The organism is Streptococcus mitis, assembly GCF_002096735.1.
In the GTDB taxonomy this organism is placed as follows: domain Bacteria; phylum Bacillota; class Bacilli; order Lactobacillales; family Streptococcaceae; genus Streptococcus; species Streptococcus mitis_CZ.
In genome coordinates this window covers 380,963-400,050 of the sequence record NZ_NCVC01000017.1, presented here as the reverse complement: position 1 = coordinate 400,050, position 19,088 = coordinate 380,963, and the positions used below count along the sequence as shown (strand labels likewise).

Here is a 19,088-nt window from a genome sequence, read left to right as displayed (position 1 = left end):
ATGAAAAAACAATTAATGAGAAGTAGTCTTGATAAAAAGATTGCGGGTGTTTGTGCCGGAGTGGCCCATTATCTTGATATGGATCCAACTATCGTTCGCGTAATATGGGGTGTTCTTGCATTTTGTTATGGGGCAGGAATTGTAGCTTATATCATTTTATGGATTATTGCGCCGGTAGCAAGTGACTATTGAAAACTAGCTGAATTCATGCTAAGATAATAGAAAATAGAATGTAACGAAGGAGATAAAAATGGCATTTGGAGATAATGGAAAACGTAAAAAAACTATGTTTGAGAAATTAACCTTGCTTATCGTACTTATCATGTTAGTAGCAAGTATTTTGGGTATTTTTGCAACTGCAATTGGTGCCCTCAGTAATCTATAAAATAGATTCAAGAAAATTTTGTGACTGGGATTTCCCAGCCCTTTTTTAAAGTGAGAAGAAAAAAATGAGTATGTTTTTAGATACAGCCAAGATCAAGGTCAAGGCTGGTAATGGTGGCGATGGTATGGTTGCCTTTCGCCGTGAAAAATATGTCCCTAATGGCGGTCCTTGGGGTGGTGACGGTGGTCGTGGAGGTAATGTAGTCTTCGTTGTAGACGAAGGTCTACGTACTCTCATGGATTTCCGCTATAATCGCCATTTCAAGGCTGATTCTGGTGAGAAAGGAATGACCAAAGGGATGCATGGTCGTGGTGCTGAGGACCTTAGAGTTCGAGTACCACAAGGTACGACTGTGCGTGATGCTGAGACAGGCAAGGTCTTGACAGATTTGATTGAACACGGTCAAGAATTTATCGTTGCCCACGGTGGTCGTGGTGGTCGTGGAAATATCCGCTTTGCGACACCGAAAAATCCTGCACCGGAAATCTCTGAAAATGGAGAACCAGGTCAGGAACGTGAGTTACAATTGGAACTAAAAATCTTGGCAGATGTTGGTTTAGTAGGTTTCCCATCTGTAGGGAAATCAACACTTTTAAGTGTTATCACATCTGCTAAACCTAAAATTGGTGCCTACCACTTTACGACCATTGTGCCAAATCTAGGTATGGTTCGTACCCAATCAGGTGAATCCTTTGCAGTAGCTGATTTACCAGGTTTGATTGAAGGGGCTAGTCAGGGTGTCGGTTTGGGAACTCAGTTCCTCCGTCACATTGAGCGTACACGTGTCATCCTTCATATCATTGATATGTCAGCTAGCGAAGGCCGTGATCCTTATGAGGACTATCTAGCTATCAATAAAGAGCTAGAGTCATATAATCTTCGTCTCATGGAGCGTCCACAGATTATTGTAGCCAATAAGATGGACATGCCTGAGAGTCAGGAAAATCTTAAAGAATTTAAGAAAAAATTGGCTGAAAACTATGATGAATTTGAAGAGTTACCAGCTATCTTCCCGATTTCTGGATTGACAAAGCAAGGTCTGGCTACGCTTTTGGATGCTACAGCAGAATTGCTAGACAAGACACCAGAATTCTTGCTCTACGACGAGTCAGATATGGAAGAAGAAGCCTACTATGGATTTGATGAGGAAGAAAAAGCCTTTGAAATTAGTCGTGATGACGATGCAACATGGGTACTTTCTGGTGAAAAACTCATGAAACTCTTTAATATGACCAACTTTGATCGTGACGAATCAGTCATGAAATTTGCTCGCCAGCTTCGTGGTATGGGGGTTGATGAAGCCCTTCGTGCGCGTGGTGCTAAAGATGGGGATTTGGTCCGCATTGGTAAATTTGAGTTTGAATTTGTAGACTAGGAGACTGATATGGGAGATAAACCGATATCTTTCCGAGATGCGGATGGTAATTTCGTTTCTGCCGCAGATGTTTGGAATGAAAAGAAATTGGAAGAACTATTTAATCGTCTCAATCCAAATCGTGCCCTGAGATTAGCACGAACTAAAAAAGAAAATCCATCTCAGTAAAGAATATAACAAAATTCCGTGCCACATCAGACACGGAATTTTCTTATTCTTCAAAGAAAAATGGTGGAGCGAATTTTTTCAGTTCTTCAAAGCATCTTTGAGCAGCTTCTGCATCTTCGCAGATGACAAGGCAGACATCATCACCACAGAGAGTAGCGATAGCGTCAGAGAAACTTAATGCATCAATGATAGAACCAAAGGATTGCGCAAGTCCAGGAAGGGTTTTAAGGAGGACTTGGTGTTGAACGGGACGCATCAAGACAAGAGCATCTTCCATGTAGATTTCGAGACGTTTCTCCCATTTTGAGATAGAGCCTGTATTGAGCACGTAGTAAGAGTTGTCTTCTTCACGTACTTTTGAGAGGTTCATACTTTTAATATCTCTCGAAAGTGTAGCTTGTGTAACTTGAATATCATTATCGGCAAGAAGAGCTTGTAGCTCAGCTTGAGTATGAATCTTGTTTTTCGTTACAAGAGCTCGTATGAGTTGGTGTCGGTGTTCAGATTTATTCATAAAATGTTACTCCTTGTACTGGGTACAGAAAGCGTGGACGGAACGAAATCGTCAGTCGGGTGGTAAGCGGTATTGTCACGTATGATGATTTCAAAGTCAGTAGTATAGGACTAAATGGAGAAAATCCCACTCTTTTAACTTGTCACTAGTTGAGTGTAGATGAATTGGGTATCTATCCGTTTATCTACATTGGTGTCCTCTACTAACAGTAAATCATTCAATTAGGGTAGCCTTTTGTCACGACTTGTTGTGAATTTACGATTAATGTCAAATCACAGAGATTTTCCAACATGTGGTGTGGTAGCGAGTGTTATTAATGAGTACACATGTTGGTTAGAGTCTTAGTATCTTTTGTCTAAGCTCCCGTGTAGACCTATCATAAGCCCATATTGGGATTGAAGTTGATACCAAGTTTATGTTTGTTTCAACTGTTTAAGTGGAAATCTTCCATATTGAAAGTCTGATATCATACCTTTTGACAAGGTAGGATAAGGCTAGACTGTTCTAGATCGACAGTCAGGTGGTAAGCGGTATTGTCACGGATTGTTATTTCAAAGTCAGTAGTATAGAGGACTAAACGAAGAGTATCTCCTTCTTTTAACTTGTAAATAGTTGGTTGCAATTCAAATTGGATATCCATCCATTCATCTTCAGTAATATTCTCTACTAACAGTAAATCATTTCTATTTTGTAAATTGAGGTAGCCTTTTGTCACGATGCGTTGTGCATTTTCACGAAAAGGCAATTCGTTAAGATTTTCCAACATGTAGTAGCGACCGTTGTCAATGGTTCTAGCACTTAATACAGCTGGATAAGGTTGTAGGTATTTCTTCTGTCCAAATTCTAGCAGTTGGGCAGATAAGAGCCCCTTATTTGTACTGGATTTGATACGAAGATTGAGTTGGGCACGACCGTTCAGGTGGAGATCCTTGGTCACAGGAAGGTCAATAGTAATCTGATTGACTTTCCCTTGATAGAGTTCTGTATTGAAGGTCTGGTAAGTTTTACCATAACGCTCAAAATCCTCATCTGAGTACTGGTTTTGAATGACTTGCTCTTCTTGACCAAGTGCGAATGTTTCAAAGTTATCTTGGCCACCGAAGTTATCAAGTGATAACCAAGTCTGAGGGGCTGTATTGTCCTGCCAGATAACAGTAGGAAGTTGGAAATCTGTTTCCTGTCCTAGTAATTTCTTAGTCAATAAGGCATTCACGGACTCACGGAAGTCAATAGACTGCCAGTTGTTCATGTACACATGGGCGCCATTATGGAAAAAGAGGTGCTTGTTGATATTACTAGGAAGGGCATGGAACATCTGGTAAACATGAAGTGGTTTGACATTCCAATCTTGAGAACCATGAGTAAAGACAACCTCTGCCTTTACTTTATCAGCATTGAGCAGATAGTTGCGGTCATGCCAAAACTGATTGTAGTCGCCAGACTTGCGATCCAGTTGTTTTTTTACTTTTTCTAAGTCAGCTTGGTGAGCTTCATTGGCACGGATATAGTCGCCAGCCAAGAGATTTCGTGAGTAGGTCAGTTCAGCAAGGGAGTCAAAGTCCTCACCTGGATAGCCACCTGGGCTAGTTACCAGACCGTTTTCACGGTAATAGTTGTACCATGAAGAAATGCCGGCCTCGGCAATGATAACCTCTAAACCATCGACTCCTGTAGACGCAAGACCATTGGACATGGTACCTAGATAGGAAAGTCCAGTTGTAGCGACTTTTCCATTTGACCAGTCAGCCTTTACTTGACGCTGGCGCGTGTGGTCGGTAAAGGCACGGCAACGACCATTAAGCCAATCGATGACATTTTTATAAGCCTCGATTTGCTGGTAGTCGCCATTAGTCATGAAACCAGTAGAGTCTTTGGTACCAACACCTGACACATAGAGATTGGCAAAACCTCGTGGAAGGAAGTAGTCGTTGAGGCTATAGCTAGCGTTGATGTGCGTTAGCCTTTCCTCAGCTTCTGACACAAGCTCAGCTTGGCCTTGAGGTTGGACAAGATTGACTTGAGGTTCTTCTAGCTCAATCTTGTGAGCAGGTTTGACCTCAAGCTCGCCCTCCATCTTGTAGAGAGCCTTATCGCTGGCCTTGTCATTGGTTCCCTGATGGTAGGGGCTGGCTGTCATGATAGCAGGGATTTGGCCATCATAACGAGGACGAATAATGCTAACCTTGACTAAGTCTGGTAGCCCTTTTTGGTCAGTATCGACACGAGATTCAATATAAACGACTTCTCGAATCACATCATGACTAGAAAAAGTAGCCAAACTCTTGCCGTTAAAGTAGTGGTAGTCATTATCCTCAGGGATAAGACCATCGCTAACAAGTTGGTCGATAAGAGTATTTCCCTTTTTGGTGCGCGTATTAAGTAACTGATAGAGATTTTCAATCAAGTCACCATACACAATGGGAAATCCAGTTTCTTTACGAAAAACTTCACTATCTTCGAAGTCAACCAAATAAGAAAAGCCTAAAAGTTGAAAGGCTACAGTGTAGAAAATATCTGCAGTCAACTCTTTGTCTGACTGAAGAAAAGTCAGTAAGTCAGTTTCTTTATCAACTGCCAAACTGGATAGAGGATAGGCACTATCTTTATAATTAAAAAAGAAACGAATAAGAAACGCTTCAAGCATTTTTTTATTTGTAATGTTGACTGGTAAATCAAATCCATACTTTCTTAATTCAAAGATAATTCTATCTCTGGGTAGCGCTAAATAGCTAAATTGATTAAAACGCATAAAACCTCCGATAAAATTATACTTAAGATTATTATATCAAAAAAAGAGGGAAAAATCAAGATTAATCTCTCCAAAGAATAATATTCATCGGCGTATATATTTTAACATGTTAACTCTTAAAAACAAAGGAAATTACTTTTATAAAACAGTAAAAAAGCGTGATATACATTGACTAAATCGGGGGGGGGGTGGTATAATTGGAGTATGTAATTGTATTCATGATTACAATCATTAAAACAAGAAAGCGATAAAAATGTATAAATCAAAAAGACAAAAAAATAAATCTTTTGATTGGTATGGGCTGAGCCAACGTTTCTCTATTCGTAAGTATCATTTTGGTGCTGCGAGTGTACTGTTGGGGACAGCCTTGATTTTGGGTGCTGCCCAAACGACTGCCAAGGCAGAAGAAGCAGCTACTGAAAATAAAACAGAAGCTGTTGCATCTGCTCCAAAAGATGATAAGGCAAGTGATAATGTCACAAATGTGACGACACCAGCTCTTTCTGCTACTACGGAAGCGGCTGTAGTAGAAAAGCCAGCCTTAAGTGATGAGGAAGTTGCGAAATTAGCTGCTGAAGCATCTAAGAAAGATGAAAAAGCATCTGAGGCTACTACAACTGAAAAAACAGAAGCTGCTGACAAAGAAAAAGCAACACTAACTCCTGCATCAGACAAAAAAACTGAAAAAGCAGTTGATGAAAAAGCGGATAAAAAGGACGAAAAGAAAGCAGAAAATCCAATTACTGCTACTAAAACTGTTCTTGAGCAGTTGACATCTGAAGCAGAAGTATTGAACACAACTGCCTCAAACTTTGCGGATAAAAAGGCAGAAGATAAAGCTGGAAAAGAAGCAATTGCAACTGCAGTAGCTTCAGCTAAAGTTCAAATCGAAGCTTCTAAGAAAGCTCTTGCTGCTGGAGAAATCACGAAGCAAGAATTGGATGCCCAACTCCAACGTATCTCATCTGCTATTGAAGCAGTCTATGCTGAGATGAAACGTGCAGGACATGTAGGTAAGGTTGAAGCTGTGTTGACGGATGCAGCAGGTTCTACAGTAGCTATTGCTAATCCTATTAACAAAGTTGTTGTTAATAATGTTGGAGATATTACTGAGGAGGAAGCGCGTGCCATTGAAAAAGAAATCCGTACTGCAAATCCATCCTTGACAGCTGAAGATAAAATCGAAGTTAAACGAAAAGGTAATACAGGTGCTGCCGTAGCAACTGTAACATTGGCTAATGGTAAGGTAGATCAAAATGGTAGTAAAACATATAATTTTGCTATTGGTGATGTAGCTTATGGTTCAGCTGGTGAAAAAAACCATAGTCAACTTCGTGAAGCAATCAACTGGTTTGACTTCGCTACTGCGTCTATTACCTATTCTGATGGAACAAAAGTAGGAGCTGTTGAATATGTTGACAATCCAGCTATGGTTAACTTCACTAGTTCAAAAGGACGTCAAGAACGTGGCCGTTTTACAATGGTTCGTACAGTTCTTGAATCTACAACTCATCCAGAGTTAGTAGGTAAGAAAACAAATGATCCGGCATTTTTAGCGTCTGGATTAGCTAAATATACATTGTGGAAAACATATGATCATGTGAAACATGAAGTGCAACAAGGTCTATCTGAAGGACGATTTAATAATGAAATATTTGAGGTTCTTCAAGAAGGAATGCGTTTCGATGTACCAACTAAGGTAAAAGGTTATACATTAAGTGCAACAGTAAGTTCCCTTTCTCGTAAAAAAGTTACCACAGAAACATATACTTTAAATAAAGCTAATGGTGAACCTGAAAATATCAACAGAAGCCCTGTTGATGGTGTTGTTCAACGTGAAGACGTCATTGTAACAAGACAAGATCCGAACTGGAGTCATTTACGATTAGCAGGATTTGAAACTAAATATGAAGATTCAAACGGGGTAACTCGTGAACGATTAACTGCCTTTGCTCCAGCTTATGATGGTGGTAACGTTGGGGTTAAGTTCCAATTATCAGCAACATATAATGGACGCCCAGTCGCGGTTAATGCGATTGCAGTTGATTCAGAAGATTTAGGTGCGGCAGAATTTACTCAGTTCGAATCTGATGGAACACCTTGGGAAGAGTTCATGCGTTTGAATAAAAACAAAACGGCTTCTAAAGGTTTATTCCCTAATAGAAATATTAACTCTAACTTTACATATACTTTCGATAGAAAAACAAATGCAAGGTTATCAACAGGTTATAATCTTTCTGAGTGGGCGAATAAAACGGAAACAGGTTATGGAAGCCAATTATTCGGACCTTTCAATTCAGGTATTAATGATGGTTATGATCTTCCTATAGGTCTTACTCAAAATGTTGAGAACTTAGGAGTTTACATTAATACCAATGGTAGCCAATCAGCAACAGTAGGTTTCGTTATTTATGATGGTGGGGATGCACCAGCCTCTTATGGTTCAGCACAACACATCATTGGTAACTTTAATAAAGATAAGAATGGAACGCAAGTAACTGCGACACAACCATATTTAGGAGATGTTCCTGCAGATACAGACTTCCGTACAACAATCACTGAACCGAATGGAGCTTGGGTACTTGATGACTTAGTTAACTCAGAAGATTATAAAGAAATCAGTCTTGTTAGCGGTTCAACGCAAGTTACAAACTCTAAAGGTCAATCAGGAACATACTTATTAGATGGTAAAAACCCTGTAATTCGTATGGCTGATGGAACGCAAGTAGCGATTAAAAATGGTGAAATTCTATCAACAGCTAATACATTACAAGGTGGAGATGGTTTACCAATTAAAGGTCTATACAATCAAGCAACACGTGGACTTGGTGTAGGTAACCTACCTGATGAAGGTGAAGGACAACTTCTTGATCCAGCAGTAGCAACTAAATACACACTACGTCATGCAAGTGAAAATGAATATATCTTAAAAGGTGTCAAAGTTAATCGTGGTGTTAATAATGATGTGGCTTATGTTCGTGGATGGGTTGACTTTAACGGTAACGGTAAATTTGATCTTTATGAATCATCTGAATTAGTAACAGCTAATGCTGATGGAACATATGATATCACCTTCAAAAATACACCTCAATTATTAAACACATCAGTAGATAATCTTGGTGTTCGTTTACGTGTTTCTGTAGACAAAAACGACTTAAGATTACCAACAGGATTAGCGTCTTCAGGGGAAGTAGAAGACTTTGTTGCGAACGTTATTCACCCACCTCGTGGAACACGTCATGAAACAAAAGATTTTCAAGGGAAAAAACAAGAAGTGAATTTCCCTACCAACGCTATGTTCAAGGCTAGTGGTAAAACAATTGAATCTAACTATAAACAATGGGCGGAAATTGATAATAATACGGCGCCTAAGATGGTGTTAAATGATACGGTTGTTAAATCTGAAGAACCAACTGGTAAGACTGTTGAAGTAAAAGACCACTTAAGCCAAACAATCTATAACGGTACGGAAGTTGTTGTTAAAGATGCAAGAGGAAATACTCTTGGTACAGCTGTTAAAGTAACGAATAAATTGACAGGTAAGACTGAATATTACTTATCTGAATATACTGAATATGATACAGCTGGGAATAAAGTTGGGGTTTATAAACTAAATGAAGGTTCTGCAGAAGGTAAGAATACTACACAAGGTTCTCTAAGCTTTACTAAGATTAGTTTTCAACCAGAAGCAGGATTTGTAGGTACAGCTAAAGGGGTAGCTATCCGCGCGTGGGATGATAATGGAAGTCACACTGGATGGGAAGCTACAGAAGATACAATTAAAGAATCTCTAACAAGTACGACTCTAGCTGAAAAAGATAAAGTATTAGAAAATGTAAACAATGGAAATAACGGTGCCAAATCAATGGATACTAGTTATATTCCAACGGTAATCGACGTTCGTCCAGTAGGAGAAGATACTACTACTGAGGATGTTCAAGGTGCTGTTCAAAAATCTAATCCAACTATCCCAGTTTATGGAACTGTTGAAACTGTTACGAATGATAAAGTAGAAGACGTTAAGTATACAGCTGATTATGTAATACTAGATAAAACTAAGAAACCAACTTTTGCAACTAGAAAAGAAACACCAGGGAAATTATATACAGAAGATACAAAAGTTGATAAGGAAACAACTGTTACACTAACAGATGGAACAACAGTCACTTATAAACCAGCAGATAAAATTCCGGCAGGAACTACAATAGCGAATACTGGTGATGTGAATGTTACAGGAACAGGAAATGTCACTGTAAATAACATTCGATTAGTTTCAGGTACTACGATCCCTGCTGGTGCAAAACCTCAAAGCAATCACCCAGCACCAGTGGAAGTAAAAGTAACATTAGCGAATGGAACAGAGCAAACAATTCCAGCGAGAGGAACAATTCCAGCAGGAGCTACTATCAATACGCCATTTACTAATTCAGCTAATAATACATTCGACAATGTAACTTATAATACTGGACAAACAATTCCGCGTGAAACCGGAAATAAGATTTCAACTTTAGCCAAGGAAACATCAGCGGATCAGCTTGTTCCGAAAGGTGAGAGTGTCACATTAAACGGAACAACATACAACGCTAACAATGATATTGTTCCAAAAGGATCTCGCGAAGCAACAACGTATGAGAACTTAATGGGTTCTAAACTTCCAGATGCAGTTCATATTGATCCTGAAACTGGAGAAGTTACAACAGTACCTCGTAGCTATACTAAAGTAACAGATACAGAAATCGTAATCGAAAATGAAGGTACGTACACATTAAATCAAGATAGTGGTGAAATTAAATTTACTCCACATCCTAAGTTCGTAGGTACAGGTACAGGTGTAACAAAACAACAACCGGATATTGACTATAACAATAAAGTAGCAGGAGACCCTGTAACAAGTCGCTATGGAACTGACTATGGTAAGGCCAAATATACTCCAATTGTTAAACCACAGTCGAAAGCATCAATTACTCGTACCATTCATTATGTATATGAAAATGATAACGATAATCCAACAAGCCAAGATTCTTATAAAGATAATAATCCAATTGTAGCAATCGATAACACACCAGTTACTCGTACACAAACAATTGACTATACTCGTGATTATCAAATCTTTACTGAGGCTGGTGAAACAGATAAAGAAATCATTACAACAAACCAAGTAACGGATGCAGCAGGAACAACTTATAAAGTTGGACAAACAATTCCAAAAGGAACTAAGTTCAATCAAGGAACAATTATCATTGGTAAATGGACATCTTCAAGTGCGGATAATTCTAAATTTAAAGAAATTATCTCACCAACTGTTAAAGGATATACTGCAGAAGTAGTAACAGCAGACTTCACTCCTCGTGCAGATGGTAAGATGGGACACATCCACAATGGTAAACAACCTGTTGGATTGTATACTCCAGTAGCTGACAATACTAGAGATGTTGGTGCATACGAACCATTAGTATCAGAAGTTCGTTCAGACGACAAAGATGACTTCGATATGTATGTTGTTTATAAAGCTGATAAACAAAAAGCGAATGTAACGTATATCGACTTAGATGCAACAGGAGATGCTCGTATTCTTGAAATACAAACAGCGGCAACTGCTCCTGCAACAAATCCAGATGCGAAAACAACTTATAACGTAGAGAAACTTCAAGGTAAATCTCATACGAAGATTCCTTACTTAACAGCAGAAACTATTAAGAAATATGAGGATCTTGGTTATGAATTAGTAACAGATGACTATACAAATGATGCTCAAGGTAAGGCTATCGCAGATGGACGCACATTTGATAATGATAAAGATGTTGATCAACCATTCAACGTATATCTACGTCATAAGAAAACTGAACTTTCAGCTTCAGACAACGAAACGAGAACAGTAACACGTTATATTGACTATGTTTATGCTGATAAAGCAGTAGCAGATGTAGCAGACAAAAATCTAGCTGATGAAATTCCAGCTGATAGAAAAGAAGCATTTGTAAAAGTTAATGATAATGACAAAGCGGATAGAGTAAAAGAAACTCTAACATTTACGCGTACTCGTAAACTTGATCTTGCAGCAACTTCAAGATTATATCCAGAAGAATATAAAAAATATAATGATGTTGTAAAAGCAAGTGGAGAAAATTCTAAAGCAGCTGAAGATGCAAAAGCTACATTATTTAAGTTTGTAGAAAATAAAGCTAAAGAAGCTAACGCAACAGCAGAAGCAAAAGCAGCGGTTAGTTATGGTAAATGGGAAGCTTCAGCAGGAAAAATATCGAAGATTTCTCCAACAACAGGAGTGGAAACAGAAGTAACTCAAGAAGATAGTGATAGAAGATTTAATAATGTAACATCTCCTACTGTTCCAGGATATTTACCTGACAATGCGCTAGTAGAAGCAACAGCGGACATCGATCCAGAATCAAGTCCAGATAAACTGCTAGTTACTGTTAAATACTCTCCAGTAGATCAAAAAGCTGTAGTTAAATTCGTAGAAGTAGACCCTACTAATACAGATAAAGTCATTACTCCAGGTCTTGCAGATCCAATCGCAGTAACAGGTAAATCTGAAGCAGCTTACCCAGCTACAACAGCAACTTCAGTAACTGATAAGATTGCTGAGCTAGTTAAGAAAGGTTATGAACTTGTTGATAACGGATTTGTATCAGCAGACAAGTTCGATAAAGATGCTGCAGTTGATCAAGAATATGTTGTGAAATTCAAAGCTAAAGTAGTAGATGTTCCATCATTTGATCCAACTAAACCATCAAGCAATGATAATCCAAAACCAACTCCAGGTGTAACACCACTCGATCCAAGTAATCCAGATGGACCAAAATGGACTGAAGCATTAATCAACGCTGTAAAAGTACAAGAAGAAGTAACACGTACAATTAAGTATGTATACGAAGACGGTACTCCAGTAGCAGAATCTAATCTAACAAGTGTAGCTGACAAGAAAGTTAAAACACTTAAATTTACTCGTCCTGGTAAGATTAATGTTGCGACAGGAGAAATCACATACGGAGATTGGTCAGCGAACCAAAAATTCGAAGCAGTAACATCTCCAGTATTAGAGAAATACACAGCGGCAGTTGCAGGTGTAACTCCAACAACAGCTGATGTACCAGAGAAAACTGTTGCGGCTACAGATAAAGACTTCGAAGAAGTAGTAGTATACAAAACTAAACTAATCACTGTTGATCCCAAAGCTCCAGGTTATAAAGAACCTAAGAAAGATGAGCCAATTAATCCAAATGATCCAAATGGACCAAAATGGACTGACGAATTACTTGCGAAATTGAAAAATACTGAAGAAGTAACACGTACAATTTCGTACACTTACTCAACAGAAGCAAGTGAATTGAACCAAGCTGAAAAAGATGGCAATAAAGCTGGAACGAATGTAGCTGATCCATTCACTACAAAAGTGAACTATACTCGTGTAGCTCAAGTGAACCCAGTAACAGGAGAAATCACATACGGAGAATGGGAAGCTAAAGATAATGACACTACATTAGAAGGAAAAGCAGAACTTCCTAAAGTAGCAGGTTATGTAGCGACAGGCGATGTAGATTCATCTAAGAAAGATGTAACATCAGTTAAAGCAGAAGATAAAGATATTACGGAAAAAGTAGTGTATAAAGCACTAGGTAAATATGTACCAGTTGTACCAGAAGGATTCACTCCTCCTACAATTCAAAATCCACAATATCCAAACTCAGATGATCCATCTAAACCAGGTGATCCAACAACTACAACAACGATTCCATATGTTCCAGGAACAACACCAGTAGGACCAGATGGACAACCGTTGACACCGAAAAACCCTGCTAATAAAGAAGAAGGATACTTACCACCAGCTCCAACAACACCAACAGGGGATACAACAATCGTTTATACGAAAGATGGTTCTCAAGTAGCTGTAACGAAATTTGTAGATACAACTGGTAAAGGATTAGAACCATCAGTAGTCGATACAGGAGATACAGGTAAAGCCTTTACGAAAGATGCGGATGTTACTGCGGCAATCAATAAGATCTTAGCTCGTGGATATGAAAAAGTAGCTAATGTAAATGCAGGTGAAAAAGATTATCCATCAACAGATGCTGAAAAAGTATTTGACGCTGATGCATCAACAAACCAAGAGTATACAGTAACATTCAAACCGATTGTTAAAGATATTCCAACTGATCCAACAACTCCAGGTTATGTGAAACCAGAACCAGGTCAACCAGTAGATCCAACAAAACCAGATGGACCAAAATGGCCAGAATCTGTTAAAGACTTGAAGACAACTGAATCTGTAACACGTACAATCAAGTATGTATATGAAAATGCAACTCCAGTAGAAGATGGCAAACTTGGAACAGATGTTGTAGCTAAGAAAGTTCAAACGCTTGAATTTACTAGAACAGCTAAAGTTAACCTTGTGACAGGAGAAGTTGAATATGGAGCATGGACACCTAAGACAACTGATGGATTTGAAGCTGTAATAACTCCTACAATTGACGGATACACTTCAGCATTAGTAAGTAATCCAACAGTAAGTGACGTACCAGCGAAAACTGTGACGGCAGATGCTGCTGATTATGAAGAAGTTGTAGTTTACAAAACAAAACAAATTACAATTGATCCAAAAGATCCAAACTTCGATCCTGAAAAACCAGTAGATCCAAAAAATCCAAATGGACCAAAATATAAAGATCTTAAACTGGCAGAAGAAGTAAAACGTACAATTACGTATACTTATGCAGATGATGTAGCAGATACTTCTAAACGTGGAACTGATGCAGAACCTAAACATGAAACTACAGTAAGCTTCACACGTACAGCATCAGTAAATGGAGTTACAGGTGAAATTACTTATAGTGAATGGACTGCTAAAGATAACGATACAACTCTTGAAGGTAAAGCTGTAGTACCAGTTAAAACTGGATACGTAGCTACAGGAGATGTTGAGTCATCTAAGCAAGATGTAACGGGTGTTAATGCAACGGATAAAGATATTATTGAAAAAGTTATCTATAAAGATTTAGGTAAATTTGTACCAGTTGTTCCAGAAGGATTCACTCCTCCGACAATTGAAAATCCACAATATCCAAACAATCCAGATGACCCTACAAAACCAGGAACACCAACAACAACGATTCCATATGTTCCAGGAACAACACCAGTAGGACCAGATGGACAACCATTAACTCAAAAAGATCCTAACGATCCAACGAAAGGTTATAACCCACCAACACCAACAAATCCAACTGAGGATACAACAATTGTTTATACGAAAGATGGTTCTCAAGTAGCGGTTGTTCATTTCATTGAAGTAAACAGTGAAACGGATAAGACTGAAAAAGGTGGAGTGGCTCAATCAATCGTTGATACTGGAGATACAGGAAAAGCATTTACGAAAGGTACAGAAGTAACAGCTACAATCGAAGCTCTGAAAGCTAAAGGATATACAGTTGTTGAAAACAACTACCCAGAAAATGGTAAGTTTGATGCAGACTCTAAGACTAACCAAGAATACAAAGTCCTTGTAGCGATTAAACCAGTAACTGTAAATCCAAATGATCCAGCACCAACTCCAGATAAACCAATTGATCCAAATAATCCAACAGGACCAAAATGGACTCCAGAGTTAATCAAAGAGTTAGAAGATGGACGTAAAGAAGAAGTTAAACGTACAATCAACTATGTATATGCAGACGGTAAGAAGGCTGCTGATTCAGTAGAAGAAACGAAAGAGTTCAAACGTTCAGCAACAATTAACCCAGTAACTGGTAAGATTACATTCGGAGACTGGTCACCAGCTCAAACATTTGAAGAAGTAACTTCACCAGAAATTAAGAATTACACTCCAAATAAAGTGACTGTACCAGCATCAGAAGTAACAGCAACTGCTGAAGACATTAATGAAACAGTAGTTTATACTACAAAACCAGTAACATTAGATCCTTCTAAACCAGCAGATCCAAATACTCCAGCTGTTACTCCAAAACCTGAAGACAAAGTACCAAACGATCCAAAAGGTCGTACGTACAAAGAATTAGGATTAATCGAAGAAGTAACGCACACAGTTCACTACAAACTAGCTGACGGATCAGATGCAGGTATCCCTGATAATGTCCAAACATTAACATTCACTCGTACAGCTGACTTAGATCCAGTAACTGGAGCAATCTCTAACTTTAGTGATTGGAAAGCTAAAGGTGACGATACAACAATCGATTCTATAACAACTCCAGATAAACCTGGATATGTAGCTTCAGCCGCTAAATCTACAGCTCGTGAAAATGTTAAAGCTACAGATAAAGATAGTGAAGAAACAATTATCTACCGTAAACTTGGTTCATATGTACCAGTAATTCCTGAAGGAGTAACACCTCCAGCGAACACTGACTTAACTCCAAAACCATATCCAAATGATCCAAACGATCCTACAAAACCAGGGACACCTGCTGAAACTCCAGTAGTACCATACATCCCTGGAACAACACCTGTAGGACCAAACGGTAAACCATTAACTCCGAAAGATCCTAACGATCCAACGAAAGGATATGAAGTACCAAAAGTACCGGAAGATCCAACTCAAAACACTACAATCACGTATGTTAAGGATGGTTCTCAAGTAGCTCTAGTTCACTTCATTAAAGCTGATGGAACTGCAGTTCACGTATCAGTTGCGGAAGCAGGAGACACAGGTAAAGCAATCAAGACAACAAATGTTGATAACGTTAAAGCTGAGTTAGAAGCTAAAGGTTATGAAGTTGTTGAACCAACTGATCCAGCTTATACAGCAGAACGTGTAGCATTCTACGCTGAGGAAAACCGTACATTCGATGACAAAGACGATAAAGGTGATAAAGGAATTAGCCAAGTTTACTACGTAATCGTTAAAGAAGGAATTACTCCAATCGATCCAGATAAACCGCTAGATCCAAATAATCCTAATGTTACTCCAAAACCAGGAGACAAAGTACCGGGAGATCCAAAACAACGTACTTACGAACAACTTGGATTACTAGATGAAGTAAATCGTACAATCAACTACAGATACGCAAATACTGATAAAGTAGACGCTGATAAACGTGGTCAAGAGGCTCGTCCAACTGTAGAACAAAAACTTCGTTACTCTCGTAAAGGTGATCTAAACAAAGTAACAGGTGAAATCACATATACTTCTGACTGGACAGAACCACAAACATTAGCTGAGGTAACATCTCCAGTAATCGAAGGATATGTTGCAGATATTAAAGCAGCTGAAAAAGTAGAAAATGTTGCTCACGATGCAGCTGATTCAGTAGTGAATGTCGTTTACACACCACTAGGTAAATATGTACCAAAAGTACCAGAAGGATTCGAAGTTCCAAATATTGATAAACCTCAATATCCAAACGATCCAACAGATCCAACGAAACCAGGAACACCAACAACACCGATTCCTTATGTTCCAGGAACAACTCCAAAAGATCCAAATGGAAATCCACTGAAACCAGTAGATCCAAACGATCCAAGTAAAGGTTATGTTCCACCAACACCTGAAAACCCAACAGAAGATACTGAAATCACTTATGAGAAAGATACTCAAAAAGCGAAAGTAACTTATGTGGTAGAAGGAACAGGAACAGTACTTCATACAGATAACCTAGAAGGTAAATCTGGAGAGCCAATCAAGTACTCAACAGCAGATAAACTTGCAGACTTGAAGAAACTTGGATATGACTTAGTAACTGACGGATTCACAACAGCTACAGATAAGAACTACGATAAAGATACAAAAGCAGATCAAGTCTTCGAAGTAACGGTTAAACCACACGTTGAGCCACTTAAACCAGTTGATCCAGAAAATCCAAATGATCCAAACAAACCAAAACCGGGTGATCCAATCGATCCAAACAACCCTAATGGACCAAAATGGACAGAAGATCTAATTAAGAAGATTGACACAACTCGTCACGTGAACCGTACAATCACTTATGTTAACGAAAAAGGTGAGGAAGTTGCTAAGAAAGTAACGGATAAAGTGACATTCACTCGTGAAGCTAAGATCAACACTGTAACAGGTGAAATAACTTACGGTGACTGGACTGCTAAAGATGGAGATAAGAAGTTCGATGCTGTAACATCACCAGTCGTTAAAGGATACATCCTGAAAGATGCGAAACAAAAAGAAGTAGCAGCTACAGAAAACTTAACTGCAGACTCTAAAGATGAAAATATCGAAGTTGTCTACACTAAACTTGGTTCATGGGTACCGAAAGTACCGAATGGTGAAACACCAATTGATCCAATCCCATATCCAAATGATCCGAAAGATCCAACTAAACCAGGAACTGATAAACCGATCGTTCCTCATTACCCAGGAACTGAGCCAAAAGTACCAAAAGACCCAACTAAGCCTTTTGATCCAGACATTAACCCATTAGTTCCATTAACACCAGTTGATCCAAAAGATCCATCGAAAGGATATGAAGTACCACCAGTACCAACAGAACCAGGAAAAAATATTGAAATCATTTACGAAACTGATAAGCAAAAAGCTATCACTAAGTTCGTAGATGAAAATGATAAAGAAGTATCAACTCAAGTAGTGGATGAAGGTGATTCAGGAGCTAACTTCAACAAGTCTAAAGTTGATGAAGTGACTAAGACTATTGAAAGACTTGAAAAAGCTGGATATAGAGTAGTTAACAATAACTTCCCATCTAAAGATACAGACAGAGTATTTGATAAAGATAAATCGGTAGATCAGAAATTTACTGTAACAGTAGCTGAAAGAATCATTCCAGTTACACCAGGTAAACCAGTTGATCCAAACGATCCAAACTTACCGAAGAATCCAGATGGAACACCGATTACTCCATCAAAACCTGAACCAGGCAAGCCAGTATTCCCTAACGATCCAAACAGCCCAGTATGGCCAGATTCAGTGAAAGATATGGTAACTGAAAAAGCTGCTACACGTACAATTAAGTATGTAGATCGTGATGGAAAAGAAGTTTCTGAAACTCGTACAGAAACTATCAAGTTCACTCGTGAGGCGAAAGTGAACTTAGTAACTGGTGTAATCACTTATGGTAAATGGACAACAGATCGTAACGATGATATCTTCAATGGATACCCAGTACCAGTTGTGAAAGGATACATCGCTAAAGCTGGTGATCTAGAATCATCAACTAAAGATGTACAAGTAACTCCTGATACAATCAAGGATATCAATGAAACAGTGATTTACGATAAGTTGGGTTCATGGATTCCAAATATTCCAGGAACACCAACAAATCCAATCACATATCCAAATGATCCGAAAGATCCAACTAAACCAGGAACAGATAAACCAAAAGTACCTTACGTACCAGGATTTATCCCTGTAGATCCAAATGGAAATCCATTGAAACCAGTTGATCCAAATGATCCAACGAAAGGATACGAAGTACCAGAGGTACCTGGTGATCCAACGCAAGATACACCAATCAACTACGTTCCTAAGGATCCTACACCAAATAATGGTGGTGGCAACAATGGTGGCGGAGGTGGTAATATACCAACTCCACAACCACAACCACAACCTCAACCAAATCCAGCTCCAGAGCCTCAACCAGAACCTAGTCCTGCACCAAATCCTGTTCCAGTGACACCTGAGACTCCTGAACAACCAGTAGTTCCAGTGACACCAGAACAAACAGCAGAGCCTGCTACACCACAGTATATGGATGATCAACGTGAACTTCCAAATACAGGTACAGAAGCACACTCTAGCTTAGCAGCACTTGGACTTTTAGGAGCCTTGAGTGGATTCGGATTGATTGCTCGTAAGAAAAGAAAAGACGAAGAATAATTCAGACTTTCTTTCAAACAGTGATTGATTCAGCCTAAGAAAGAACTTGAGATTTAACATCTCAGGTTCTTT

General features: G+C 38.8%; 7 protein-coding genes. 5 read left to right on the top strand and 2 right to left on the bottom strand.

The window, feature by feature from the left end; all coding sequences use genetic code 11:
* Positions 1–15: 15 nt before the first annotated feature.
* From B7703_RS08950 to B7703_RS08935, 4 genes are all read left to right on the top strand, one after another.
* Positions 16–192 (top strand): PspC domain-containing protein, encoded by a 177-nt coding sequence (locus tag B7703_RS08950; RefSeq protein WP_084924625.1) that lies wholly within the window; start codon positions 16–18, stop codon positions 190–192.
* A gap of 58 nt (positions 193–250) precedes the next feature.
* Complete coding sequence (locus B7703_RS08945) at positions 251–385, top strand: DUF4044 domain-containing protein (RefSeq protein WP_000863852.1); 135 nt, start codon at positions 251–253, stop codon at positions 383–385.
* Between the two features lie 64 nt (positions 386–449).
* A complete protein-coding gene (gene obgE / locus B7703_RS08940; protein ID WP_004248745.1) occupies positions 450–1,760 on the top strand; it encodes a GTPase ObgE in 1,311 nt (436 codons plus the stop codon).
* 9 nt (positions 1,761–1,769) lie between these two features.
* Positions 1,770–1,928: a hypothetical protein gene (locus B7703_RS08935; RefSeq protein ID WP_001808548.1), complete on the top strand. Its 159-nt coding sequence runs from the start codon at positions 1,770–1,772 to the stop codon at positions 1,926–1,928.
* Between the two features lie 43 nt (positions 1,929–1,971).
* Here B7703_RS08935 and B7703_RS08930 read toward each other — a convergent pair whose 3' ends face one another.
* Both B7703_RS08930 and B7703_RS08925 read right to left on the bottom strand, forming a co-directional pair.
* On the bottom strand, positions 1,972–2,442 hold the full coding sequence (locus B7703_RS08930) for an arginine repressor (protein ID WP_020902899.1): 471 nt from the start codon (positions 2,440–2,442) through the stop codon (positions 1,972–1,974).
* 466 nt (positions 2,443–2,908) lie between these two features.
* Positions 2,909–5,191: a Xaa-Pro dipeptidyl-peptidase gene (locus B7703_RS08925; protein WP_084924507.1), complete on the bottom strand. Its 2,283-nt coding sequence runs from the start codon at positions 5,189–5,191 to the stop codon at positions 2,909–2,911.
* 253 nt (positions 5,192–5,444) lie between these two features.
* On the opposite strand from B7703_RS08925, the gene B7703_RS08920 reads away from it, so the two are divergent.
* Positions 5,445–19,016, top strand: coding sequence for a mucin-binding protein (locus B7703_RS08920; RefSeq protein ID WP_084924506.1), 13,572 nt, complete (start codon positions 5,445–5,447; stop codon positions 19,014–19,016).
* Positions 19,017–19,088 lie beyond the last annotated feature (72 nt).

Excerpts from the sequence above, each read along its gene's own strand:
- B7703_RS08950 (WP_084924625.1), top strand. The coding sequence starts at position 16 with ATGAGAAGTAGTCTTGATAAAAAGATTGCGGGTGTTTGTGCCGGAGTG.
- B7703_RS08945 (WP_000863852.1), top strand. The coding sequence starts at position 251 with ATGGCATTTGGAGATAATGGAAAACGTAAAAAAACTATGTTTGAGAAA.
- obgE (WP_004248745.1), top strand. The coding sequence starts at position 450 with ATGAGTATGTTTTTAGATACAGCCAAGATCAAGGTCAAGGCTGGTAAT.
- B7703_RS08935 (WP_001808548.1), top strand. The coding sequence starts at position 1,770 with ATGGGAGATAAACCGATATCTTTCCGAGATGCGGATGGTAATTTCGTT.
- B7703_RS08930 (WP_020902899.1), bottom strand. The coding sequence starts at position 2,442 with ATGAATAAATCTGAACACCGACACCAACTCATACGAGCTCTTGTAACG.
- B7703_RS08925 (WP_084924507.1), bottom strand. The coding sequence starts at position 5,191 with ATGCGTTTTAATCAATTTAGCTATTTAGCGCTACCCAGAGATAGAATT.
- B7703_RS08920 (WP_084924506.1), top strand. The coding sequence starts at position 5,445 with ATGTATAAATCAAAAAGACAAAAAAATAAATCTTTTGATTGGTATGGG.